Annotated in this window: 22 protein-coding genes; 11 read left to right on the top strand and 11 right to left on the bottom strand. The window is 72.2% G+C overall.

Features of this window, described 5'->3' with window-relative positions; genetic code table 11:
- The first annotated feature begins 54 nt into the window (after positions 1-54).
- From B0B15_RS15775 to B0B15_RS15725, 11 genes are all read left to right on the top strand, one after another.
- Entirely contained in the window at positions 55-894 is an 840-nt protein-coding gene (locus tag B0B15_RS15775; protein ID WP_076677956.1) for a class I fructose-bisphosphate aldolase, read from the top strand.
- A complete protein-coding gene (locus B0B15_RS15770; protein WP_076677954.1) occupies positions 891-2,039 on the top strand; it encodes a Gfo/Idh/MocA family protein in 1,149 nt (382 codons plus the stop codon). The genes B0B15_RS15775 and B0B15_RS15770 overlap by 4 nt, the downstream gene beginning before the upstream one ends.
- A gap of 184 nt (positions 2,040-2,223) precedes the next feature.
- On the top strand, positions 2,224-3,219 hold the full coding sequence (locus B0B15_RS15765) for a LacI family DNA-binding transcriptional regulator (RefSeq protein WP_076677952.1): 996 nt from the start codon (positions 2,224-2,226) through the stop codon (positions 3,217-3,219).
- 157 nt (positions 3,220-3,376) lie between these two features.
- Entirely contained in the window at positions 3,377-4,531 is a 1,155-nt protein-coding gene (locus B0B15_RS15760; RefSeq protein ID WP_076677950.1) for a nucleotidyltransferase family protein, read from the top strand.
- A 481-nt stretch (positions 4,532-5,012) separates the two neighbouring features.
- Positions 5,013-5,933 (top strand): NAD-dependent epimerase/dehydratase family protein, encoded by a 921-nt coding sequence (locus tag B0B15_RS15755; protein ID WP_076677948.1) that lies wholly within the window; start codon positions 5,013-5,015, stop codon positions 5,931-5,933.
- A complete protein-coding gene (locus B0B15_RS15750) occupies positions 5,909-7,027 on the top strand; it encodes a glycosyltransferase (RefSeq protein WP_176776668.1) in 1,119 nt (372 codons plus the stop codon). Before B0B15_RS15755 ends, B0B15_RS15750 begins: the two co-directional genes overlap by 25 nt.
- Positions 7,024-8,073, top strand: a complete 1,050-nt coding sequence (locus tag B0B15_RS15745) for a glycosyltransferase family 4 protein (RefSeq protein ID WP_076677944.1) — start codon at positions 7,024-7,026, stop codon at positions 8,071-8,073. The genes B0B15_RS15750 and B0B15_RS15745 overlap by 4 nt, the downstream gene beginning before the upstream one ends.
- Before the next feature lie 117 nt (positions 8,074-8,190).
- Complete coding sequence (locus B0B15_RS15740; protein WP_076677942.1) at positions 8,191-9,093, top strand: SDR family oxidoreductase; 903 nt, start codon at positions 8,191-8,193, stop codon at positions 9,091-9,093.
- 273 nt (positions 9,094-9,366) lie between these two features.
- Positions 9,367-10,761 (top strand): alpha/beta hydrolase, encoded by a 1,395-nt coding sequence (locus B0B15_RS15735; RefSeq protein ID WP_076677940.1) that lies wholly within the window; start codon positions 9,367-9,369, stop codon positions 10,759-10,761.
- Positions 10,762-10,772: 11 nt separating this feature from the next.
- Complete coding sequence (locus B0B15_RS15730) at positions 10,773-12,311, top strand: GMC family oxidoreductase (protein WP_076677971.1); 1,539 nt, start codon at positions 10,773-10,775, stop codon at positions 12,309-12,311.
- A gap of 222 nt (positions 12,312-12,533) precedes the next feature.
- Positions 12,534-12,878: a helix-turn-helix domain-containing protein gene (locus tag B0B15_RS15725; protein WP_076677938.1), complete on the top strand. Its 345-nt coding sequence runs from the start codon at positions 12,534-12,536 to the stop codon at positions 12,876-12,878.
- A 145-nt stretch (positions 12,879-13,023) separates the two neighbouring features.
- Here B0B15_RS15725 and B0B15_RS15720 read toward each other — a convergent pair whose 3' ends face one another.
- The 11 genes from B0B15_RS15720 to B0B15_RS16650 all read right to left on the bottom strand — a co-directional run.
- The gene (locus B0B15_RS15720; RefSeq protein WP_076677936.1) at positions 13,024-14,664 is read right to left on the bottom strand and encodes an ABC-F family ATP-binding cassette domain-containing protein; all 1,641 of its coding nucleotides are present in this window, start codon (positions 14,662-14,664) and stop codon (positions 13,024-13,026) included.
- A gap of 119 nt (positions 14,665-14,783) precedes the next feature.
- Positions 14,784-15,713, bottom strand: a complete 930-nt coding sequence (locus tag B0B15_RS15715) for a site-specific tyrosine recombinase XerD (protein WP_076677934.1) — start codon at positions 15,711-15,713, stop codon at positions 14,784-14,786.
- 1 nt (position 15,714) lies between these two features.
- Positions 15,715-16,293 carry an NUDIX domain-containing protein gene (locus tag B0B15_RS15710; RefSeq protein WP_076677931.1) on the bottom strand — a complete coding sequence of 193 codons (579 nt, stop codon included), beginning with the start codon at positions 16,291-16,293 and terminating at the stop codon, positions 15,715-15,717.
- 1 nt (position 16,294) lies between these two features.
- A complete protein-coding gene (locus tag B0B15_RS15705) occupies positions 16,295-17,992 on the bottom strand; it encodes a CTP synthase (RefSeq protein ID WP_076677929.1) in 1,698 nt (565 codons plus the stop codon).
- 109 nt (positions 17,993-18,101) lie between these two features.
- Positions 18,102-19,796 (bottom strand): DNA repair protein RecN, encoded by a 1,695-nt coding sequence (gene recN / locus B0B15_RS15700; RefSeq protein WP_076677927.1) that lies wholly within the window; start codon positions 19,794-19,796, stop codon positions 18,102-18,104.
- Positions 19,793-20,713 (bottom strand): NAD kinase, encoded by a 921-nt coding sequence (locus B0B15_RS15695; RefSeq protein ID WP_076677925.1) that lies wholly within the window; start codon positions 20,711-20,713, stop codon positions 19,793-19,795. Before B0B15_RS15695 ends, recN begins: the two co-directional genes overlap by 4 nt.
- Positions 20,710-21,510 (bottom strand): TlyA family RNA methyltransferase, encoded by an 801-nt coding sequence (locus B0B15_RS15690; protein WP_076677923.1) that lies wholly within the window; start codon positions 21,508-21,510, stop codon positions 20,710-20,712. The genes B0B15_RS15695 and B0B15_RS15690 overlap by 4 nt, the downstream gene beginning before the upstream one ends.
- Positions 21,507-21,677 carry a hypothetical protein gene (locus B0B15_RS16610; RefSeq protein WP_176776667.1) on the bottom strand — a complete coding sequence of 57 codons (171 nt, stop codon included), beginning with the start codon at positions 21,675-21,677 and terminating at the stop codon, positions 21,507-21,509. The genes B0B15_RS15690 and B0B15_RS16610 overlap by 4 nt, the downstream gene beginning before the upstream one ends.
- 19 nt (positions 21,678-21,696) lie before the next feature.
- On the bottom strand, positions 21,697-22,734 hold the full coding sequence (locus B0B15_RS15680; RefSeq protein ID WP_076677919.1) for an HAD-IIA family hydrolase: 1,038 nt from the start codon (positions 22,732-22,734) through the stop codon (positions 21,697-21,699).
- Positions 22,731-23,633: a tetratricopeptide repeat protein gene (locus tag B0B15_RS15675; protein ID WP_179078796.1), complete on the bottom strand. Its 903-nt coding sequence runs from the start codon at positions 23,631-23,633 to the stop codon at positions 22,731-22,733. Before B0B15_RS15675 ends, B0B15_RS15680 begins: the two co-directional genes overlap by 4 nt.
- On the bottom strand, positions 23,570-24,344 hold a 775-nt coding region (locus tag B0B15_RS16650; RefSeq protein ID WP_218641718.1), incomplete at its 5' end, for a hypothetical protein. The genes B0B15_RS16650 and B0B15_RS15675, both read right to left, overlap by 64 nt.

Below are 24,344 nucleotides of genomic sequence, written 5' to 3'. Positions count from 1 at the left end.
GACCGTCGAGCGCAGAGCCGCGCCCCGACACGACGCTTCGGAGACCCACACCCCATGTCGAAACCCCGCCTCAATCGCCTCTTCAACGCGCGCTCCGGCCGCGCGCTCGACGTCGCCGTCGACCACGGCGCGTTCCACGAGCACCACTTCCTCACCGGCATCGAAGACATGGCGAAGACCGTCGCGACGCTCGTCGACGCCGGACCCGACGCCGTGCAGCTCACGCTCGGCCAGGCCCCGCTGCTGCAGTCGGTCCCCGGCAAGCAGAAGCCCGGACTCGTGCTGCGCACCGACATCGCCAACGTCTACGGCGACCCGCTCGAGTCGCCCCTGCACAGCGTCCTCGTCCCGGATGCCATCCAGGTCGCGGTCCGCCTCGACGCCGTGGCCGTGTGCGTCAACCTGCTCGACCTGCCCGGGGAACCGCAGATCCGCGAGCAGTGCATCCGCTCGATCCTCGCGCTGCGCACCGACGCCGAGAGGTACGGGATGCCGCTGATGATCGAGCCCCTCGTCATGCAGACCAGGCCCGGCACCGGCGGCTACGGCGTCGACGGCGACACCGCCAAGATCGTCACCCTCGTTCGTCAGGCGCGCGAGCTCGGCGCCGACCTCATCAAGGCCGACCCGACCGACGACATCACCGAGTACCACAAGGTCATCCAGGCCGCCGGCGACACCCCCGTGCTCGTGCGCGGTGGCGGGCGCGTCGACGACCGCACGCTGCTGGAGCGCACGAAGGCGGTCCTCGCGCAGGGCGCCCGCGGCATCGTCTACGGCCGCAACGTCATCCAGCACGACGACCCGGCCGGCATCACCGCCGCGCTCATGGCGGTCGTCCACGACGACGCGACGGTCGACGAGGCCCTGACCCTGATCGGCGGTGCCGCATGACCGGCAGGAAGATCGGCGTCGGCATCATCGGCGGAGGCCTCATGGGCCGCGAGATCGCCGCGGCGCTGCGCCGCTGGCCCGCCCTGATCGACCACCCCGCCGAGCCCGAGCTCGTCGCTGTGTGCGACATCAACCCCGCGGCGCTGGATTTCTTCGAGCGCATCGACACCGTGCAGCTGACCACGACCGACCACCACGTGCTGCTCGCCGATCCGCGCGTCGACGTCGTCTACATCGCCGTGCGCCACGACCTGCACGAGCGGCTCTACGTCGACACCGTCCGCGCGGGCAAGGCCCTGCTGGCCGAGAAGCCGTTCGGCATCGACCGGGCCGCGGCCGACGCGGTCGTCGCGGCCATCGACGACAACCCGCAGTCGTTCGTGCGCGTGTCGAGCGAGATGCCGTTCTTCCCCGGCGCGCAGTGGGCCGTCGACTACGTGCGATCGGGCGCGCTCGGCCGCATCGTCGAGGCGAAATGCACCTTCCTGCACGCCAGCGACATCGACGTGGACAAGCCCCTGAACTGGAAGCGGCAGAAGCGGTTCTGCGGCGACGCGGGCGTGCTCAACGACCTCGGCATGCACACCTGGCACGTGCCGCTGCGCCTGGGTTGGACGCCCGAGAAGGTCGTCGGCATCCTGCAGGACATCGTCACCGAGCGCCCCGGCCCCGACGGCTCGCCGCAGCCGTGCGACACGTGGGACAACGCCGTGATCCACTCCTGGGCACGGCACGAGGGGGCGCCCTTCCCTCTCACCACCGAGACCAAGCGCATCGCGCCCGGGCACAAGAACACGTGGGAGTTCGAGGCCATCGGCATGTCGGGCGGCGTCCGCTTCAGCACGAAGAACCCCAAGCAGGTCGAGGTGTTCGCCTTCGTCGACGTGCCCGGCGTCGGACGGGAGCAGAGCTGGCAGAGCGTCGACGCCGGCAGTCAGTCGGTCTGGCCGACGGTGACCGGCCCCAACTTCGAGTCCGGATTCTCGGATGCCATCCTGCAGATGTGGGCGGCCTTCCTCGCCGAGTACGTGGGCGAGCTCGGCGACGGGTTCGGCTGCGTGCGCCCCGAGGAGGCCGCGCTCACCCATCGCCTGTTCGCCGCGGCGATCGCCTCGCACGAGACGGGCACGCTGGTGACCCCCTGACCCGCCCCCACCCCGTCGAGTGTCCACGACACGCCGCCTCCCCCGCCCGGGACGCGGCGTGTCGTGGACACTCGTCGTCCGTGCGGGCGGCTGTCCTCGCTCCCTCCGTCCCGGATGGCACCGCGCCCCCGCGCATCCCTATGCTCGAAGGATGCCGCCCCGACGGCATCACGCGAGGAGACGCATGCGCAAGACCGGCCGCCCGACCATGGTCGACGTCGCTGCGGCCGCGGGCGTCAGCTTCAAGACCGTGTCGCGCGTCATCAACGGGCAACCGAATGTCGACCCCGCGATGGCGGAGCGCGTGCTCGCCGCGGTCGAGCGCCTCGGCTACCACCGCAACGCCCTCGCCGCGAGCCTGCGCTCCGGCGACCGCGACACGATCGGCTTCATCGCCGCCGACCTGTCGAACACGTTCTACATGGCGATCGCGGCCGCCGTCTCCGCGGTCGCGACCCGGGAGCGCAAGCACATCGTCATGGCATCCAGCGAAGAGGATGCCACGACCGAACGCGCGCTCGCCCTCGACCTGTGCCAGCGCCAGGTCGGCGGGCTCATCGTGGTGCCGACCGCCGACGACCACTCCTATCTGCAGCGCGAGGTCGAACTCGGCACGCCCGTGGTCTTCCTCGACCGCCCCGGCACCGGGATCCCCGCCGACGCGATCCTCATCGACAACCGCGGGGGCGCCCGGGCCGCCGTCGCCGAGCTGCTCGCCGCGGGGCATCGCCGCATCGCCGTCCTGCTGGACTCGCCCGCCATCTACACGATGGCCGAGCGTCTCGCCGGCGCCCGCGAGGCCTTCGCCGCGGCCGGACGCGAGATGGATCCGACGCTCGTGATCGACGGCCTCCACACCCCCGCGGTCACGCGCGACGCGATGCAGCGTCTGCTCGACGCCGACGATCCGCCCACCGCCGTCTTCTGCGCCAACAACCGCCTGACGATCGGCGCCCTCGAGGCCATCCTGCCGCGAGGGGCCGACGTCGCCCTCGCCGGTTTCGACGACTTCGAGCTGTCGAGGCTCCTCCCCCGCCGCATCCGCATCGTCGACTACGACATCGCCGACCTCGGCCACCGCGCCGCCGAGACGCTCCTCGCCCGCGCAGCCGCCCCCGCCACCGGGTCGCACACGCAGCTCGTGCCTACGCGCCTGGTCGACCGGGGCGGCATGCGCTGACCCGCGGTTCGCCGGGTGGGTGGCGCCCACGCGACCGTTCACCCGGGGGCGAACCCGTGCCCGTTTCGCGGGCGGGGATCGGCGCGACCCCGCCGTCGCCGTCGGCGAGCGACCGATATTGAGAGGTCTCCCCCTCCGCCGTCTCGAGGTCCTCCGCATGCGCCCTTCCGATCCGCCGGTCGCGGAATGGATCCCCATCGCCGCCGGCGCACTCGACGTGCGCGACTCGGCATCCTTCGCGCCGGAGGCCGAGATCCTCGTGGCGCCGGCCGAGCCCGGAGAGGCCGTGTGCCTCATCGGAGAGGCCGCCGCTCTCTGGCGCCGGCTCGTCGCCGCCCCGCGCCTCCCGGAATCGGCGTTCGACGACGACCAGAATGCGCTCCTCGACGACCTCCGCGCCGCCGGTCTCGTCGCCCTCGGGCCCGCGCACCCGGCCGCCGTCACGACGCTGCGCCCTCCGGTGCTGTCGTCGGCGCTGCACGAACTCGTCTACGCCGTCGTCGCCCGGGTGGCCGCCGCCCACGGCATCCGGTGCGTCTTCATCAAGGGCCCGACGCTGCACCATCAGGGGCTCCGCGATCGCGAGCACTCCGGCGACGTCGACGTGTGGTGCGATCCCCCGCGGATCGACGATCTGGCGACAGCGCTCGAGGAATGGGGATGGCGTCGCGCGGCCGATCCGTGGCGGGGCACGACCATCCAGCACACCGTGACGATGGCACCGGGGAGCTGGGGCTGCGAAGTCGACGTGCACCGCCGCCTGCCCGGGTTGGTCCTCGACGACTCCGCCGCGTTCGAGGAGGTGCTGCGCGACGCGCAGACGGTCCGCTACGGCGCGGTCGAGCTCCTCGTCCCGGCCCCCTCCACCCATGCCGTCCTCGCGGCTCTGCACACCGTGCGCCCGGTGATCGGCGCGGGACCCCGCACGACCGGGCACTCCGCCGAGGCGCAGAGGCTCCTTCGCGCCGTCGGCGGAACGGTCGAGAGGGCGCGCGCGCTGGGGGCGGTCCCCGCGCTCCGTGCCGAACTCGAACCGCTCGCGGCGCCCGGAACCCTCGACGCGGATGCCACGGGCACGCCGCGCGACTGGCTCTGGCGTAGCGAGCCGAATCACGCCCGGGCCTATTGGGCCGCCATGCGCGAGGTGCCCTGGTCCGTCCGCGTGCGCCTCGTGCGGAGGTTCGTGTGGCCGCCCGACGACGTCGCGCTCGCCTCGGCCCGTCAGGCGGGGGAACCGGCATCGAGTCCGACGCGCGCGCGGTGGGCACGACTGCGCCGCGGCGTGCGCGACTGGGTGGCCACGCGCCGCTGATCCCGCCGCCCGCGCGTACCACCGGGACGCAACCCGCGGGCACGTCGGCGACGGGGCAGGGGGACAGGGCACGCAGCGCCGCTCCCGGTATGACACCGGGTGAGTCCCGGCTCGGGGAAGACCACGCCGCTGGTTAAGGCGTCGTGGGCCGTCTTCACCGCGAGCCGACAGCCCACGGGCATCATCCGAAGCCCCACCGCGCGTCCCCACCCGGTGGTGCTCCTCGGTCTCCCGCTCCGGTGCTCCCGTCCGGGGGCCGGACCGCGAGCCGCGGTGACACGATCTTCACCCGCGCGCGCCGCCGCCCGTCCGGTCCGGGCCGGGCCGGGCGTCGCACGAGGGTGGGCGACGCGCGTCCGTTCGCCGGAACGAGGCCGCCCCCGATCGGCCGTCACCGCGACGCCGACGACAGCACAGCGCTCACGCTCCACCGCCGAGAGGGATCGATGACTTCGAACGACCGCGCCCGCGTCATCCGCTGATGCTCCGCTGCCTGGTGATCGGAGCCAACGGCTTCCTCGGTTCCCGCCTCACCGACGCCCTGGCTGCGGCGGGGCACCTCGTCACCGCGTTCGATCGGTTCAGCCGGGGCACCCGCGCCTTCTCCGCCCGCGACCTCGTCGTCGTACCCGGCGACTTCCTCAGCGTGTCCGACCTCGCGTCCGCCGTCGAGGGACAGGATCTCGTCTTCCATTTCCTGTCCACGACCACGCCCGCCACCGCCGATGCCGACCCCACCATGGACCTCCGCACCAACGTCGGCCAGAGCGTGGAGCTGCTCGCCCTGTGCGCCCGCGCGAACGTCCGCCGGTTCTTCTACGCCTCGAGCGGAGGGGCGATCTACGGACCGCGGACCGAACGTCTCCTCAACGAGGACGCCCCTCTCACACCGCTGTCGCCCTACGGGATCGGCAAGCTCACGGTCGAGCGGTACATCGACTACTACGCCGCGACCGCCGGTCTCTCGGCCGTCGCCCTGCGGATCTCGAACCCCTACGGGGCGAACCCCAACCCGTCCAAGCGCCAGGGCATCATCCCGATCACGCTCAACCGCATCCTGCGCTCCGAGCCCGTCATCCAGATGGGCGACGGATCGATGGTGCGCGATTACATCCACGTCGACGACCTCGTGCGGCGCATCATGCGCATGGTCGACGCCGAGCCGCGACACCGCGCGTACAACCTCGGCACGGGCCGGGGATCCTCCGTCGCCGAGGTTCTCGCGGTCGTGCGCTCGGTCGTGGGGCGCGACTTCGCGACGCGGGTCCTCCCTCAACCAGCGACGTTCGTCGATCACTCGGTGCTCGACGTGTCGCGCTTCGTCGCGGAATTCGGAGCGGACGACGACCTGACGCTGACCGAGGGCATCGCCCGCACGTGGCGAGAGATGACGGCATCCTGATGCGCGTCCTCCATGTGACCGAGGCCATGGGCAGCGGCGTCCTCAGCCTCATCGACAGCCTGTCGCGACGTCAGGCCGAGGCCGGTGCCGAGGTGCGCGTGCTCTTCGTCCCCCGCCCCGAGACCCCCGCCGACGACGCGCTGCGCCGGCGCTTCCACCGCCGCGTTCAGCTCGTGCGCCTGTCGACGGGGAGCCGCACCCGGGACCTTCATGCGCTGTACCGCGAAGTCCGTGACGCCCAGGGCTTCGATGTCGTCCACGCCCACTCGAGCTACGCCGGCGTCGTCGTGCGCCTGGCGCTGCGCGATCGCCGCTCCCCCGAGAGCGTCTTCTACTCGCCGCACGGCTTCGCGTTCCTCCGTCTCGACCTCCCCCGCGTCGCCCGCCTCGTCGCCCGCGCCATCGAGCGCGCGGCGGCGCGTCGCTCCACGCTCGTCCTCACCTCGCCATCCGAGTTCGAGATCGCCGCCGCCGCGCTCCGGCCGCCGCGCGCGCACCTGCTCCAGACGGGCGTGCCGTCCGAATCCGTCGCCGCCAGACCCCGCCCGAGGGACCCCGATCGGCGGCCCGTCGTCGGCATGATCGGCCGTGTGACGCACCAGAAGGCGCCCTGGCGCTTCGCCGCGGCGGCCCGCGCCCTCGGCGACCGCGCCGACTTCGTCTGGATCGGCGGCGGAGACCCCGCCGACGAGCGTCGCTGGTTCGGCGACGCCCCCGTCCGCGTGACGGGGTGGGTCTCACCGACCGACCTGGCCTCCCTCATCGACGGCCTCGACGTCCTGCTGTTCCCCTCGCTCTGGGAGGGGATGTCGCTCTCGCTCATCCAGGCCCAGGCCCAGGGCATCCCCGCCGTGGTGTCCGACGTGGTCGGCAACCGCGACAGCGTCGACGACGGGGTGACGGGCTTCGTCCGCGACGGGGACGACGCCCTCATCGCCGCCACCGCGCTCCTCCTCGACGACGCGTCGCTGCGCGCACGCATGTCGGCGGCCGCTCTCGCGTGGGCGCGGCGCGCGCTGACCGACGACCGCATCGGGCACGACTCGCTCACCATCTACTCCCATGCCCTCCCCACTCCGGAAGATTCCCGATGATCATCGTCAACGCCCGGTTCCTGACCCAACCCCTGACGGGGATCCAACGTTTCGCCACTGAGATATCGCGCGAACTCCTCCTCCTTCGCGACGACGTGACCCTGGCCGTCCCCTCCGGCACCGTCGCCCCCGCCGACCTCGATCCGACCCGCATCACGCCGGTCGGACGACGGCACGGCCACGCGTGGGAGCAGATCGACCTCCCGCTGCACGCCCGTCGCCTCCGCCGCCCGCTGCTCAACCTCTCCAGCACGGGCCCGATCTGGTATCGACCGCAGATCTCCACCCAGACCGACATCACCTACATCCGGCATCCCGAGAGTTTCAGCAGGCGCTTCCGCGCCGTCTACGCGGCGATCGTCCCCCGGCTCGTGGCTCACAGCGACGGGCTGCTGACGATCAGCGAGTTCTCGCGCGCCGAGGTCGCCGCCCACTTCGGCGTCGATCCCCAGCGGTACACCGTCGTCCCGTGCGCCGCCGATGAGCGGTTCCAGCCCGGCGAGCCGCCCGAGGGACCGCGGTACTTCCTCGCGGTGTCGTCGCCGAACGCCCACAAGAACTTCGCGCGCATGCTGCGCGCCTTCGCTCGTTTCGCGCGCACCCATCCCGGCGTCGAGCTCCGGGTGGTCGGCAGCCAGACCAACAGTTTCGCTCGGCAGCGCTACACGATCCCGGATGCCGGCGTGCGCTTCCTCGGCCGCGTCGACGACGAGGAATTGACGCTGCTGTACCGCGGGGCGCTCGCCTTCGTCTTCCCCTCGCTGTACGAGGGTTTCGGCCTCCCCCCTCTCGAGGCCCAGCAGTGCGGGTGCCCGGTCATCGCCGCGCGCGCCGCCTCGCTCCCCGAGGTGCTGGAGGACTCCGCCGTCTACGTCGATCCCTACGACGAGGAGGATCTGGCCGCGGCGATGGCTCGGCTCGCCGACGACGAAGGGCTGCGCCGACGCCTCGTCGCGGCCGGGCTGGCCAATGCGGCTCGGTTCTCGTGGCGCCGCTCGGCCGAGCGTGTGTCCGAGGTCATCGACCGGGTCCTCGCGCTGCGCTGACGTGTCCGCGGCGCGTGCGGCGCCTCGCTGCTCTTGCGGCGCGTCGCTGCTCTTGCGGCGCGTCGTTGCCGCGTCAAGACCCGCCCCGCCCTCCCGGGCGCCCTCTACCGTCTCCTCATGACCTCCGACCGCGACCAATTCACTTTCGACAACCCGGTCACGCGCTACGCCCGCGTCGAACCGCCCGTGCAGCACCAGCCCGAACCGGGCGTGCAGGCAGAGATGACCCCGGTCCCCGACCTCGGCGAGAAGACGTACCGCGGGCTCGGACGCCTCACCGGCCGCAAGGCCCTGATCACGGGCGGCGACTCCGGTATCGGCGGGGCCGTCGCGATCGCCTTCGCGCGCGAGGGCGCCGACGTCGCGATCGTGCATCTCCCCGGCGAGCAGCGCGACGCCGACCACATCCTCGAGCAGATCCGGGATGCCGGCCGCACCGGCGTCTCCATCGCGACCGACATCACCGATCCCGGCGCCTGCCGCGACCTGGTCGCCCACGCGGCCGAAGCGCTCGGCGGCCTCGACATCGTCGTGAACAACGCCGGGAAGCAGGTGATGGTCGAGAAGGTCGACGACCTGTCCGACGAGCAGTTCGAGCAGACGTTCCGCACCAACGTCTTCGCGCCGTTCTGGATCACGAAAGCGGCGCTGGCCCACCTCCCGGAGGGCGGCACGATCATCAACACCGCCTCCCTCGAGGCCTATGTTCCGGCGCCCGACCGCCTCGACTACGCCGCGACCAAGGCGGCGATCAACAACCTCTCGAAGGGTCTCGCGCAGCAGCTCGCGTCCCGCGGCATCCGCGTCAACGTCGTCGCCCCGGGGCCCACCTGGTCGGCGCTGCAGGTGAGCCAGGGCGTCTCGGACGATCAGATGGAGCACTTCGACGACGAGAGCACGTACCAGCGCGCGGGGCAGCCGGCCGAGATCGCCCCGGCGTTCGTGTTCCTGGCATCCGCCGAATCCAGCTACGTCTCGGGCGAGACGCTGAACGTGAACGGCGGCATGGTCACCCCCTGACGCGTCGCCGTCCATCCGGGCCGGATCCTCGCGACCCGCCGCGCCGGCTCCCCACGGGGGCCGCCCGCGGCCGGGTCGACTCGCGAGGACCCGGCCCGTCGCCGTCGTGATCGGGGTCCCGGCGCAGGGGTGCCTGCACACGACCCACGGCATCCGACGTTCCGCGGACGCCCGGGCCCCGTACCGCGTGTCCTCACCGGCGATGTTCTTGCGCAAATCGTCTCGATCCGCAAGCGACCCTTTCCGGATGCCGCGGTGCGAAACGGTGAGGACATGTCCGAAGACACCGCCTCCGTTCCCGGCGAGGCGCCCCTCACCCTGTACCTCTTGCACGCGCTCGGTGCGAGCGCCCGCTCCTTCGACCGCCTGGCCGATCGTCTGGCCGGCCGTGTCCGCGTCGTCGGCATCGACCTCCCCGGGTTCGGCTCCGAGGCCGACGCCACCGAGACCGACCTGGCGCACAGCGTCGCGCACGTCGAGAAGACCCTCGCTGCTCACGACGGCGGCCGCTGGCTGCTGGGCGGCCACAGCATGGGCGGCAAGATCACCGCGCTCGTCGCCTCCCGCGTCCTGCGCGGAGAGGCGGCGTTGTTCGGTCTCGCGGGCGTCGTGCTCATGGCGCCCTCACCGCCCCGCCCCGAGCCGATGGACGAGGAACGCCGACGGCGCATGCTGTCGTGGGTGGACGATGGCCCGCTCTCCGACCGGGATGCCGAGATCTTCCTCGCCCAGAACGTCGCCGAGCCACTCGATGCCGAGGCGCACGCGGTCGCCCTCGACGGCCTCCGCCGCACGTCGCCCGCGGCGTGGCGCGCCTGGCTCGAGACGGGCAGCACCGTCGATGCGACGGCCGAGGTGGGCACGCTCGGCCTTCCCGCGCTCGTCCTGGCCGGCGAGGACGACGACGACCTCGGCTCCGCCGCCCAGCCCGGCCTCCTGGCCTCGGTGTACCCGCGCGCGCGTTTCGTCTCGCTGGCCGACACCGGTCACCTGATCCCGCTCGAGCGCGACGCGGAGGCGGCCGACGCGATCACGCGCTTCGTCGACGACGAGGTGCGGGTCGGGCCGGTCGTCGCCGACGACTGGGCCCGCCTCATCGCCGGCGACCGCGTCGACGGCCGGGTGCGCGGCATCCTGGCCCGTCGCGCGATGCCCGACGACCGCGGTTACGCCCCGGAGGTGCTCGATCTGGCCCAGCTGACCCTGTTGCGCGAGATCGCGGACCTCGTGGTCCCGCAGGACGGGCCGGCGATCGACATCGCCGCGCGCGTCGACGCGCAGCTCGCCCGCGGAGAAGGCGACGGCTGGCGCAACGCCGAGCTGCCGCCCGATCCCGAGGCCTACCGCGCCGGACTCGACACGCTCGCCGCCGTCTGGCCGACGGATCCCGCCGATCGCGACCGCATCCTGCGCGCGGCGATCGAGGGCGAGAGCACCGCCGAGGGCGCGTTCGATGCCGAGCGCATGAAGGTGTGGCTCGAGGACGTGCGCAACGACCTCGTGCGCCAGTGGCTTGCTCATCCCGCGAGCATGGCGCGCGTCGGCTACGACGGGTTCGCCACCGGTGGCTCGCCGATCCGCGGCTACGTCGAACTGCGGCTGGGACGCCGGGAAGACTGGGAGCCGTCGGGAGTCGGCGGCACGATCGCGACGGGAGACGCCGCATGAACCTCGAAGCCATGCGCACATTCGCCGACGACGAGACGGTCGACGTCGTCGTGGTCGGAACCGGAGCCGGCGGCGCACCGCTGACGGCCGAGCTCGCCCGCAAGGGGCTCAGCGTCGTCGCCCTCGAGGCCGGGCGCCACTTCGCGTTGGACGACCTGACGCCCGATGAGACCGAGGCCGTCGAGATCAACTGGATGTCGGAGCGCCTCAGCGGTGGCGACGACCCCACGGCGTTCGGCCCGAACAACAGCGGCCGCGGCGTCGGCGGGTCGATGCTGCACTGGGGTGCGTTCACCCCGCGTCCCGACCGTCGCGACCTCGCGATCCGCACCGAGTCGGGTGTGGGCCGGGACTGGCCGGTCGACCCCGACGAACTGCTGTCGTACGTGGAGCGCGTCGAGGGCGACATCGGCGTCTCGGGCCCCACCCCCTACCCGTGGGACCCGAGCCGCACCTACGCCTACGCCCCGGCCAAGCGCAACGCTCCCGCGAACCTCGTGGCGAAGGGCTGCGACGCCCTCGGCGTGCGGTGGGCCGACGCCCCCGCCGCGGTGCTCACCCGCGCGCGCCTACAGGATCACCACGGCGAGCGCGGCGCCTGCGTCAACTGCGGCGAGTGCCACCAGGGGTGCCGGGTGGATGCCAAGGCCTCCACCGCCAACACGTACCTGCCGGCGGCGGTCGCGGCCGGCGCCGAGATCCGCAGCGAATCGATGGTGCACGGCATCGAGCTCGACGACCGCGGTCACGTCGCCGCCGTCGTCTACCGCAAGGACGGAGTGGACCGCCGACAGCGCTGCCGAGCGCTCGTGCTGGCTGGTGGCGGCGTCGAGACGCCCCGCCTGCTGCTGCACACGGGGCTGTCCAACGACAACGGCCAGGTGGGCCGCAACTTCCTCGCCCATGGCGCGACGCAGGTGTGGGGACGCTTCGACGAGCCGGTGCGCGGACACCGCGGCTACCCCTCGTCGCTCATCTCCGAGGACATGATGCGGCCCGCCGACGCCGACTTCGCGGGCGGTTACCTCATCCAGAGCCTCGGCGTCATGCCCGTGACCTTCTCGACGACGCTCGTGCGCGGCGGAGGCCTCTGGGGGCCCGAGCTCATGCAGCGGCTCGAGCAGGCGCGCTTCATGGCGGGCATCGGCATCAACGCCGACTGCCTGCCCTCCGACGACAACACGCTCGTGCTGAGCGACGAGGCCGATGAGTTCGGCATCCCTCGGGCGCGAGTGAGCTTCACCGCCGGCGAGAACGAGAAGGCAATCGACAAGCACGCAACGGCGTTCATGCTGCGGGTGATGGAAGCCGCCGGCGCGCGCGAGACGATGGTGCTGGCCCGCACGGCCCACACCATCGGCACGTGCCGCATGTCGACCGACCCCTCGGACGGCGTGGTGGATGCCGACGGCCGCTCGCACGAGATCCCCAACCTGTGGATCTGCGACAACTCCGTCTTTCCGTCGGCGATCGCCGCGAACCCCGCGCTGACGATCATGGCGCTCTCGCTCCGCACCGCCGACCGCTTCCTGGCCTCCACCGCGGCCTGACACTCGCCCCCTCTCCCCCGTCGAGTGTCCAGGACACGCCGCACGCACCTCTCGCGAGACGGCGTGTCTTGGACGCTCGGAGGTCCTCCCCCTCCCGGCCACCTCGCCTCACCGCGGCGGCCCCTCTCGGTGACTGTCCAGGACACGCCGTCGGCGCCTCCTGCATGACGGCGTGTCCTGGACGCTCAACAGCACGCCGCTCCGCACGGGAGAATGGATGCCATGAAGCTCGAGCACCTCGTCCGGTTCGCCGCCCTCGCTGAGGAGCTGCACTTCCCGCGCGCGGCCGACAAGCTCGGCATCCCCCTCGCATCGCTCTACACGACGCTCGACAAGCTCGAGGAGGAGGTGGGGCAGCCGCTCGTGCAGCGCACGGCACCCACGCGCCTGCTCCCCGCGGGCACCCTGCTGCTCGAGGAGGCCCACCGGCGCATCGCCGACGCCCCGCCCCCGGCGCCGAAGCAGAAGGCCCCCGGCGGCGGCAAGGCCAAGGCGAACAAGGGAAAGGGCCGAGCGCCGATCGTCAAGGGACAGCCCAAGCCCTACAAGAAGCGCCAGGGCCGCTGACCCGCCGAAGCCTTTTCCGCCGATTCCCCGTCCCCTGGGCCTCCGCGATTTCCCGATAAACGCTCGCTGCACCGAGGAACGCCGTCTGCGAGCGTTTCCCGGTGCAGCGGGCGTTTCTCGTCGCGCGCCCGCGAGCGCGTCGCGCCTACAGCTCCGAGACCCGCCCCGCCTCGACGTGCCAGCGCCGGTCCGTCTCGACCGCGGCGAGCATGCGCCGGTCGTGGGTGACCAGCAGCAGCGTGCCGGTGTACGCGCCCAGCGCCTGCTCGAGTTGTTCGATCGCCGGAAGGTCGAGGTGGTTGGTCGGTTCGTCGAGCACGAGCACGTTGACCCCGCGCGCCTGCAGCAGCGCGAGCCCCGCGCGGGTGCGCTCCCCCGGTGACAGCCCGTCGACCGGCCGGGTGACGTGGTCGGCCTTGAGCCCGAACTTCGCCAGCAGGGTCCGTACCTCGCCGGCGTTCAGCTCGGGCACGAGGGCCTCGAACGTCTCCGCGAGCGGGCGTTCCCCCACCAGCAGCGATCGCGCTTGGTCGATCTCGCCGATCGCGACGCTCGTTCCGAGCGACGCGGTCCCCCCGTCGGGCGTCTGCCGGCCCAGGATGCCGCGCAGCAGCGTCGACTTCCCGGCACCGTTCGGCCCGGTGATGCCGATCCGCTCCCCGGCGTTCACCTGCAGCGAGACCGGTCCGAGCACGAAGGCCCCCTGCCGGAACACGGCGCCGGAGAGCGTGGACACGACCGAGCTGGACCGGGGCGCCGACCCGATGGTGAACTCGAGCTGCCATTCCTTGCGCGGCTCCTCGACCTCCTCGAGACGCGCGATGCGGCTCTCCATCTGCCGCACCTTCTGGGCTTGCTTCTCGCTGGACTCGGTGGCGGCTTTGCGACGGATCTTGTCGTTGTCGGGCGCCTTCTTCATCGCGTTGCGCACCCCCTGACTCGACCACTCGCGCTGCGTACGAGCCCGCGAGACGAGGTCGGCCTTCGTGTCGGCGTACTCCTCGTACTTCTCCCGTGCCTGGCGCCGCAGCGTCGCGCGCTCCTCGAGGTAGGCGTCGTAGCCGCCGCCGTAGACGCGGTGCGTGTTCTGCGCCAGATCGAGCTCGAGCATCCGGGTCACCGAGCGGGCCAGGAACTCGCGGTCATGGCTGACCAGGACCACGCCGCCGCGCAGCCCGCGCACGAAGGTCTCGAGGCGCTCGAGGCCGTCGAGGTCGAGGTCGTTCGTGGGTTCGTCCAGCAGGGCGATGTCGAAACGCGAGAGCAGGAGCGCCGCGAGACCCACGCGCGCCGCCTGGCCACCGGAGAGGCCCGTCATCTCGGCATCCGGTCCCACCTCCAGGCCCAGGTCGTTCAGCACCTGCGGCATCCGCTCGTCGAGGTCGGCGGCGCCGCTCGCGAGCCAGCGTTCCAACGCCGTGGCGTAGGCGTCGTCCGCCCCCACCGCGGTGGGGTCCCCGAGCGCGGCAGCGGTGGCATCCATCTCGCGGGCGGCCTCCGCGCACCCCGTCCGGCGCGCGATGTACTGGCCGACGGTCTCGCCGGCGACGCGCTCGTGCTCCTGCGGCAGCCATCCGACGAACGCGTCGGCGGGCGCGAGGCTGACGGTTCCGGCGAGCGGCTCGTCCGCTCCCGCGAGCAGCCGCAGCAGGGTCGACTTGCCGGCGCCGTTGGCCCCGACCAGCCCGATCACGTCGCCGGGCGCGACCGTGAGGTCGACACCCTCGAAGAGCGTGCGGTGGCCGTATCCCCCGGCGAGGTTCTGGGCGACGAGGGTGGCGGTCATCCCCCTAGTGTCTCAGGGCGGCCCGGCCATCGCCCGCGCGCCGGAGGTCCCTGAACCCGTCGCAGGTCCCCGAGCCATCGCGGGTCCCTGAGCCCGTCGAAGGGACCGGATGCCGTTGCTCACTGCGCGCGCGGATGCGAGGTCGCGTACACGTCGCGCAGCGCGTCGACCGACACGTGCGTGTAGATCTGGGTCGTCGCCACCGACGCGTGACCGAGCAGCTCCTGCACGACACGGACGTCGGCGCCGCCCTGCAGCAGGTGCGTTGCGAACGAGTGCCGCAGCGTGTGCGGGGAGACGTGGGCGGTGAGCCCCGCTCCTTCGGCCGCGGCCTGGATGATCAGCCAGGTGCTCTGGCGCGACAGAGGGGCCCCGCGCACGCCGAGGAAGAGCCGCGGTGTCGCCCGGCCCTTCGCGGCGAGCGCCGGGCGCACGCGCGTCAGGTAGGCGTCGACGGCGGCGCGTGCGTACGAGCCGACCGGGACGATGCGTTCCTTGTCGCCCTTCCCGCGGACGCGCAGCAGGTCGCCGTGGGCGAGGTCGTCGACGTCGAGCTGCACGATCTCCGACACACGGGCCCCGGTCGCGTAGAGCAGCTCGAGCAGGGCCCGGTCCCGCACGGCGGCCGGTTCCGCCGCCGCGACGTCATCGGATCCGGGCGCGGGGCCCGCGGCATCCAGGAGGTCGTCGACTTGCGCGATGGTCAGCGCTTTCGGCAGACGGCGCGGCGTCTTCGGCGGTCGCAGGCGCCCGCTCGGGTCGGTCTCGGAACGACCCTCGCGCACGAGGAACCGATGCAGTCCCCGCACCGACGACTGCAACCGCGCCAGCGACGACGCCGCGGGCGGAGGCTCGGCCGAGGCCCGCTCGGCCCCGAACATCGCCACCAGTTCGGGTGTCACCGCATCGGCATCGGCGACCGCGCGTTCCCGCAGCCAGCCGACGTACACGTCGAGGTCGCGGCGGTAGGCCGCGACCGTGTGATCCGAGAGGCCTCGCTCGAGCGCGATGTGACGCAGGTACGTCTCGACGGCGCGCTCGAGCTCCACGTCAGGCCGACGCCGCCTCGCGGCGCAGGACCTCCGCCGCGGCGAGCGCGCCCGCGGCCAGGATGCCGTTGCGCAGGCGCCCGGCGATGACTCCGTCGATCACGTCGGTCAACGCGACGCGCTCGACCCGCATGTCGGACTCCTCGTGCTCCCGCTCGTAGTCGGTCTCGACCGCGCGCAGGCCGCGGGCGAGGAAGAGGTGCACGACCTCGTCGTTACCCCCGGGCGTGGTGTGCATCGACAGCAGGTGCTGCCAGCGGTCGGCTTCGAGGTCGACTTCTTCGGTGAGCTCGCGCTTCGCGGTCTCCAGCGGCGGCTCGCCCGCCACATCGAGCAGGCCCGCCGGGATCTCCCAGTCGCGCTCCTTGATGGGGTGCCGGTACTGCTGGATCAGCACGACCCGCTCGTCGTCGTCGAGGGCCACGACGGCCGCGGCCCCCGGGTGCTCGACGTACTGACGGGTCATCTCCCCGTCGCCGTAGCGCACGGTGTCGCTGCGCACGTCCCAGACCGCACCCTCGTAGACCACGTCGGTCGAGACGACCTCGAGATCGACGCGCTCGTCGCGCAGCTCCTCCACGTCAGTCCTCCTCGACGTCGAACAGCTCGCTCGAACGATGACGCTCGAGGGCGGCGCCCACCAGCCCGCGGAACAGGGGGTGCGGCTCGGTCGGACGCGAACGCAGCTCCGGGTGCGCCTGCGTGGCGATGTAGTACGGGTGCACCTCGCGGGGAAGTTCGACGAACTCGACGAGGTCGAGATCGGGGTTGAGTCCCGAGAACACGAGCCCTGCATCGCTCAGCTGTTGGCGGTAGGCGTTGTTCACCTCGTAGCGGTGGCGGTGACGCTCCGAGATGCTGTTCGCGCCGTACACCTCCGCCGCGAGCGAGCCCTCCGCAAGGGCGGCCGGGTACAGTCCCAGGCGCATCGTGCCGCCCAGGTCGCCGCTCTCGAGGATGTCGACCTGCTCCGCCATGGTCGCAACGACGGGGTGAGCGGTGTCGGGGTCGAACTCGCTCGACGACGCGCCCTCGAGCCCCGCGACCGTGCGCGCGTACTCGATGACCATGCACTGCAGGCCGAGGCAGATGCCGAGCGTGGGAATCCCCTGCTCACGGGCGAAGCGCAGCGCGCCGAGCTTGCCCTCGATCCCGCGGATGCCGAAGCCCCCCGGGACGATGATGCCGTCGACCGCGCCGAGGGCCTTGGCCGCGCCCTCGGGCGTCTCGCACAGGTCCGACGGGATCCACGTGATCTTGACGTGCGTCTCCTGGCCGAAGCCGCCGGCCTTGATCGCCTCGGTGACCGACAGGTATGCGTCGGGGAGGTCGATGTACTTGCCGACGAGTCCGATGGTGACCTCGTGCTTGGGGTTGTGCACCGCCTGCAGCACGCGGTTCCAACGCGTCCAGTCCACGTCGGCGGCCTTCGAGATCTCCAGGGCGTCGACGATGTAGGCGTCGAGGCCCTGGTCGTGCATCATCGACGGGATGTCGTAGATGCTGGGCACGTCGATCGCGTTGACGACCGCGTCCTCGTCGACGTCGCACATGAGCGCGATCTTGCGCTTGTTCGACTCGGTGACGGGCCGGTCGCTGCGCAGCACGAGGGCGTCGGGCTGGATGCCGATGGAACGCAGCGTCGCGACGGAGTGCTGCGTGGGCTTGGTCTTCTGCTCGCCGGAAGCGCCCATGAACGGCACGAGCGACACGTGCACGAAGAACACGTTCTTGCGGCCGAGCTCGTGGCGGATCTGACGCGCCGACTCGATGAACGGCTGCGACTCGATGTCGCCGACGGTGCCGCCGATCTCGGTGATGATCACGTCGGGCTGCGGGCTCTCGCTCGCCTGAAGGCGCATCCGGCGCTTGATCTCGTCCGTGATGTGCGGGATGACCTGCACGGTGTCGCCCAGGTACTCTCCGCGACGCTCGCGCGCGATGACCTGCGAGTAGATCTGGCCCGTAGTGACGTTGGCCGCCTGGCTGAGCTCGATGTCGAGGAAGCGCTCGTAATGACCGATGTCGAGGTCGGTCTCGGCACCGTCGTCGGTCACGAAGACCTCGCCGTGCTGGAACGGGTTCATGGTGCCCGGATCCACATTGAGATAGGGATCGAGCTTCTGCATGACCACGCGGAGTCCGCGGGCCGTGAGAAGGTTGCCGAGGCTTGCCGCCGTCAGGCCTTTGCCCAGGGAGGAGACGACTCCTCCGGTCACGAAGATGTGCTTCGTCGTGAAGGTCGTGCTGTCTGAATGTCCCGCGTCCGAAGTCTGCATCACGGGCTTCGATCCTATCAGTCGGGTGTGGGGGTTCGCTCGGAGTCTGGCAGCCCCTTCCGACATCCACGTCACGCGCGCGTGTCGATCAGGGGTCCGCGCGCTCGTGTCAGCGTGCCCGCCCGGTCTCCAGCAGCTCGCGGGCGTGGGTCAGGGCGGCATCCGAGTCGCTCAGTCCCGACAGCAGGCGTGCCATCTCCGCTTCGCGCTCGGCGCCGTCGAGTCGGCGGACACTGGATGCCGTGACCGACCCGTCGTTGCCCTTGACGACCGTGAGATGGTTCCCCGCGAAGGCCGCGACCTGCGCGAGGTGCGTGACCGCGATGACTTGCGCCGACTCGGCCAGGCGCGCCAGACGGCGTCCGACCTCGATGGCCGCGGCGCCACCGATTCCGGCATCCACCTCGTCGAAGACGAAGGTCGGCACCGGATCGACGACGGCGATGACCACCTCGATGGCGAGCATCACGCGGCTGAGCTCTCCACCCGACGCCCCGCGTGACACCGGCCGCGGGTCGGCCCCGGGGTGCGGGGCGAGGAGGATCGAGACGTCGTCGCGGCCGTGTGCGGCGGGTGCGGCAGGAGCCACGTCGACGGTCAGGCGCGCATCGGGGAGGGCGAGGGCGTGCAGCTCCTCCGTCACCGCGGCCCCGAGCCGTTCCGCCGCCTCGCGCCGGGCGGCGGTCAGGGCGTCGGCGGCCGCGTCGAGGTCGCGCGCCGCGTCGTCGCGCTGAGCCGTGAGCCGTTCGAGACGGTCGCCGTCGTCGTCGAGCTCGACGAGGCGGGCGGACCCCGTCGCGAGCAGTTCGATGGCGGCATCCACCGAGCCGTGGGTGCGCGCGAGGGCCGCGAGCACCCCGCGACGCTCGTCGACCGCCGCCAGCTCGTGCGGACCGGACTCGTCGAGGTCGGCGAGGTACCCCGACAGCGCGACGGAGGCGTCGGTGGCGCGGTAGCCGAGGTCGGCGACCTGCTCGGCGATCGCGGCCAGGGCGGCGTCGCTGCCCGAGATGCGTTCCAGGGCGCGACGGGCCTCGGCCAGAAGCGAAACGACGTCGGGACCGCCGTCTTCGTTCGAGAGGGCCGCGTGCGCGGTGACCGCGGCGATGCGCAGCTCTTCGGCGTTCGCGAGACGCTCGGCGCGGCGCGCGAGCTCGTCCTCCTCGCCGGCGAGAGGCGCGGCGGCCTCGATCTCCGCGATGGCGGTGCGCAGCCGCTCGGCTTCGCGGGCCCGCTCATCGCGGTCGCCGGTGAGACTCGTCAACTCGGCGTCGAGCGCACGCCAGGTGTCCCACGCGGCGCGATAGGTCGTGCGGGCCGTGGCCACCGGGTCCCCGCCGAAGCGGTCGAGCGCATCGCGCTGGGCCGAGGCCGAGCGCAGACGCAGCTGATCGGACTGCCCGTGCACGACGACGAGATCGTCGGCGAGATCGGCCAGCACGCCCGCCGGGGCGGTCCGGCCGCCGACGGTGGCACGCCCGCGCCCCTCGCTCGATACGGTGCGGCCGAGGTACAGCTCCGCCGCGCCCTCGCCGACCGGCTCGACGTCTCCGCCGGCTTCGCGCACGCGGGCGGCCACGGGACCGTCCTCGGGCACGAGCCACACACCCTCGACGGCGGCCTGCGCGGCGCCCGAGCGGACGGCTCCTGAGTCGGCGCGCTGCCCGAGCAGCAGACCGAGACCGGTCACGACCATCGTCTTGCCGGCGCCGGTCTCCCCCGTGATCGCCGTGAAACCGCGGCCGATCGGCAGGGTCGCATCGGCGATGACGCCGAGGTCCCTCAGTCGCATCTCCTCGATCACGCGGCACCTCCGGTGGAGCCGCGCCAGCCGGTCACGGGGAGGCGGAACTTGCGCACCAGCCGGTCCGTGAAGGCCGCCGGGTGCAGACGCGCGAGACGTACCGGGCGCGACGAGCGGCGCACGACGACCCGCGCCCCGGGCGGCAGCTCGTGCGAACGGCGACCGTCGCACCACAGGATGCCGCTCCCGCTGGTGCGCTCGAGCACCTCGACGGCGACGGTCGCGTCAGGGCTCACCACGAGGGGGCGGGCGAAGAGCGCGTGAGCCGACAGCGGGACGACGGCGATGGCCTCGACGGTGGGCCAGATGACGGGCCCGCCGGCCGAGAAGTTGTAGGCGGTCGACCCGGTGGGCGAAGCGACGACGACGCCGTCGCATCCGAACGACGACAGCGGTCGCCCGTCGACCTCCATCACGACCTCGAGCATCCGCTCTCGGCTCGCCTTCTCCACGGTGGCCTCGTTAAGGGCCCAGGTCTCGAAGATCACGCTGTCGTCGGCATCCAGCACCCGGACGGCGAGGGCGAGACGCTCTTCGACGGTGTAGTCCCGGTCGATCACGCGGCGGACGGCGTCGTCCATGTCGTCGCGTTCGATCTCGGCCAGGAAGCCGACGTGCCCCATGTTGATGCCGAGGATGGGCGCCCGCCCCCCGCGCACGGTCTCGGCCGCCCGCAGGATCGTTCCGTCGCCGCCGAGGACGATCGCGAGCTCCACGTCGGCGATGTCGACATCGACGCCGAGGGTCTCCACTCCCTCGAGCGAGAGCCGCTCAGCGAGTTCGGGACGGTCCTCCGCCGAGACCACGGGCGTGGCTCCGGCCGCTCGGACCGCGGTGAGGATGCGCTCGGCGGCGTGGACGGTGTCGTCGCGTCGGGCGTGCACGACGAGGAGGATTCGGCGATCGCTGGGGGTCATCGGCTTCCGGTCAGTTCGGTCACGGTGCTCTCCCATTCTGAGGGGTCGCCGCCCCGAACGGCCGAGAACCACGCGACATACTCCTGGTTGCCGTGGGTGCCGACGAGAGGGGAGGCGATGAGTCCGGCCGTGCGCAGTCCGGTGTCCCACGCGGCCCACAAGACGCCGTGCACCGCGTCGGAACGCAGGGCGGGGTCGGTCACGAGACCGCCCTTCACCGCCGTCCGGCCCACCTCGAACTGCGGCTTGATCAGCAGCAACACGTCGGCGTCCGGCGCGGCGGTGCTCGCGACGGCCGGCAGCACGTGGTGCAACGAGATGAACGACAGGTCGCCGGTGACCACGCGCGGGCGTTCGTCAACGCCCGTCGCTGCGGCGAGGGAGTCGGCGGTCATGAACCGCACGTTATACCCCTCGACCGACACGACGTCGGGGTCGGCCGCCAGAACGGTGGACAACTGTCCGTGACCGACGTCGACGGCCATGACCGGTCGGGCACCGCGTTCGCGCAGCACCTGCGTGAACCCGCCCGTCGAGGCGCCGAGATCCAGGGCCGTGCGTCCCTCCACCTCGACCGGGAACGCCTCGAGGGCGGCGAGGAGCTTGTGCGCCGCACGACTGACGTAGTGATCGGCCCCGGCGACGGAGATCTCGCTCGTCGGGGCGACGGGCGTCGACGGCTTCACGACCGGGCGCCCGTCGACGCTCACCACGCCCGCGGCGATGAGCTGCGACGCGTGCGAACGGGAGCGCGCGAGTCCGCGCGCGGCGAGCTCGGCGTCGAGGCGGGCCGTCACGGGCGCGACGCGGTCGACGAGTCGGTGGGCGCCGACGCGAGACGCTGCGCCAGTTCGTCGTGCACGGCGGCGTACGCGTCCGCGCGCGCGTCGAGCGGCTGCTCCTCGATGAGACGCAGCCGATCGAGCAGATCGGTCGAGGCATCCGGCGCGGCACTGTCCGACATGGATGCCATGCTACCGACGTCAGCGCACGCGGAAGGGGTCCGCGTACAGCTGCTCCGGCACGCGGAAGCCGAAGATCGCGCGGCCGGAGTTCCAGATGGCGGCGGCGCCCGCGCGCAGCAGGTCGATCTGCCGGTCGCCGGCCGACACGATGCGCAGGTCGACACCGTCGATCTCGACGACAGCGTCGCCCACCCGCGTGCGCTCGCCCTTGACGATGGTCGCCGGGTAGGGCTCGAACAGCTGGCGCAGGTCTTCGACGATGTAGTCGGGGCGCTGCGCGGGCGGCGCCGCCAGCACCTGCTTCGGCCGGTCGATACCGGTCAGCACCAGAAGCGACGGCATCCCAGCCGTACGCGCCCCCTGGATGTCGGTGTCGAGACGATCACCGATGAACAGGGGCGACGTCGCTCCCGTGCGCGTCACGGCCTCGTCGAAGATGGGGCGTTCCGGTTTGCCGGCGATCGTCGCGAGGCGTCCGACCGCCGTGTGGACGGCCGAGACGAGGGTCCCGTTGCCCGGGGCGATCCCGCGCGCCTGGGGAATGGTCCAGTCGGTGTTCGTCGCCACCCAGGGGATGCCGCCCTCCTCGACAGGAGTCGCCAGGGCGTAGGCGGCCTCGGCGAGGTGCTTCCATCCGACCTCGGGCGCGAAGCCCTGCACCACCGCGGCCGGAGAGTCGTCGGCGCTGCGGGTGACGACGAATCCGGCCTTCTCGACCTCGACGATCAGCCCCTCCCCGCCGATGACGAGGAGCGTCGACCCCGCGGGCACGAGGTCCTTCATCAGGCGCATCGCGGCCTGCGGGCTGGTGGTCACATCGTCGGCCACCACCTGCAGACCGAGGGAGTTCAGGTGCTCCGCCACCGACGCGTCGGTGCGGGAGGCGTTGTTGGTGATGTATCCGAGCCGGCGTCCTTCGGCCTGCGCGCGATTGAGGCTGTCGACCGCGTGCGGAAGAGCACCCGGACCCGCGTAGACGACTCCGTCGAGATCGGCGAGGACGACGTCCACCCCGTCGAGCGGAGAAGACTGCGCGGCGGTCCGACGGAAGATCATCGCGACCCCTCGGCCTCGTCGTCCGCCCCCGCAGCGTCGTCGTCGGCGATGCCCACGCCTGCACCGGAAGGCGAGGTCGTTCCGTGCGACGGAGCCGTTTCGCCGTCCAAGAGGGCCGCGTCTTCGATCTCCGCCTCTGCCTCGACGACGCCGTCGGCCGGGGCGTCGTCCTCGTCCACGTGGTCGACGGGAATGACACCGGATGCCACGTCCACACCGCCGTCGTCGTCGATCAGGTCGATCTCCTCCACGACGATGACCTCGCGGTCGGCGACGCCGGCGGCGGCATCGAGCGCCTCTGCGGCGACATCGGCCCGACGCTGCCACTCGGCGGCCTCCGCCTCGCGGCCGAGCTCCTCGAGGACGGCGGCGCGGGCGGAGAAGAGAGCCGGGCTCCATTCGAAGGCGCGATCCGGATCGGCCTCGGGGATCTCGAGCTCCTGCAGGGCGCGGTCGACCTGACCGAGGTCGAGGCGGGCGCCCGACATCGCAATCGCCAACTGCACGCGAACCGGCACGGACAGGGTCGATCGGTCGACCGCTCGTCCCTCTTCGAGGGCGCGGTCGGGGCGACCGACGCCGCGCTCGCTGTCGACGATGAGCGGCAGCTGCTCGTCGGAGCCGGTGATGCGTCGGTGGGTACGCAGCTCGCGCAGGGCGAGCGCGAAGTCGCCGACCGCGTAGGCGGTGATCGCGACGGTCTCACGGACGACGCCGACTCGCCCCGCGCTGCGCGATGCGGCGAGGGCGTGCTGGTGAGCAAGGGCGGGGTCTTCGTCGATGAAACGGGCCGCCATCGCCAGGTGCCGGGCGACGTTGTCGGCGTTGTCCTTGCTCAGGGTCTTGAGCTCGTTGCGCGCCGCACCGGGCAGGTCGAAGGCGGTGACGTCTTCGGGCAACTCGGGTCCACGTTCGCGCCGGTCCTGCGGCGGGCGGGTCGCGCGCGAATCATCGCGGTCGAAGCGCCGGGGCGCGCCCGCACCGGGACGGCTGTCGCGCGACGGTCGCCGATCGCCGCCGCCGAAGCCGCGCTCTCCGCCGTCGCGACGTGCCGAGCGGCCGTCGCCACCCCGGTAGGACGGGCGGTCGCCGTCACCGCGAACCGGACGTTCCCCGTCCCGACGGAACGGACGGTCACCGTCCTGACGGAACGGACGCGACTCACCGTCCCGACGAACAGGACGGTCCCCCTCACGGCGAACCGGACGTTCCCCGTCGCGACGCACGGGACGATCCCCGTCCCGACGGAACGGACGGTCACCGTCCTGACGGAACGGACGCGACTCACCGTCCCGACGAACAGGACGGTCCCCCTCACGGCGAACCGGACGTTCCCCGTCGCGACGCACGGGACGATCCCCGTCCCGACGGAACGGACGGTCACCGTCCTGACGGAACGGACGCGACGCACCGTCCCGACGAACAGGACGGTCCCCCTCACGGCGAACCGGACGTTCCCCGTCGCGACGCACGGGACGATCCCCGTCCCGACGGAACGGACGGTCACCATCCTGGCGGAACGGACGCGACGCACCGTCCCGACGAACAGGACGGTCCCCCTCACGGCGAACCGGACGTTCCCCGTCGCGACGCACGGGACGATCCCCGTC

Origin of the sequence: Microbacterium sp. RU1D (assembly GCF_900156435.1) — a bacterium.
Lineage (GTDB): Bacteria > Actinomycetota > Actinomycetes > Actinomycetales > Microbacteriaceae > Microbacterium.
The sequence above is the reverse complement of the archived record's forward strand: the minus strand, read 5'-3'. Positions and strand labels throughout refer to the sequence as shown.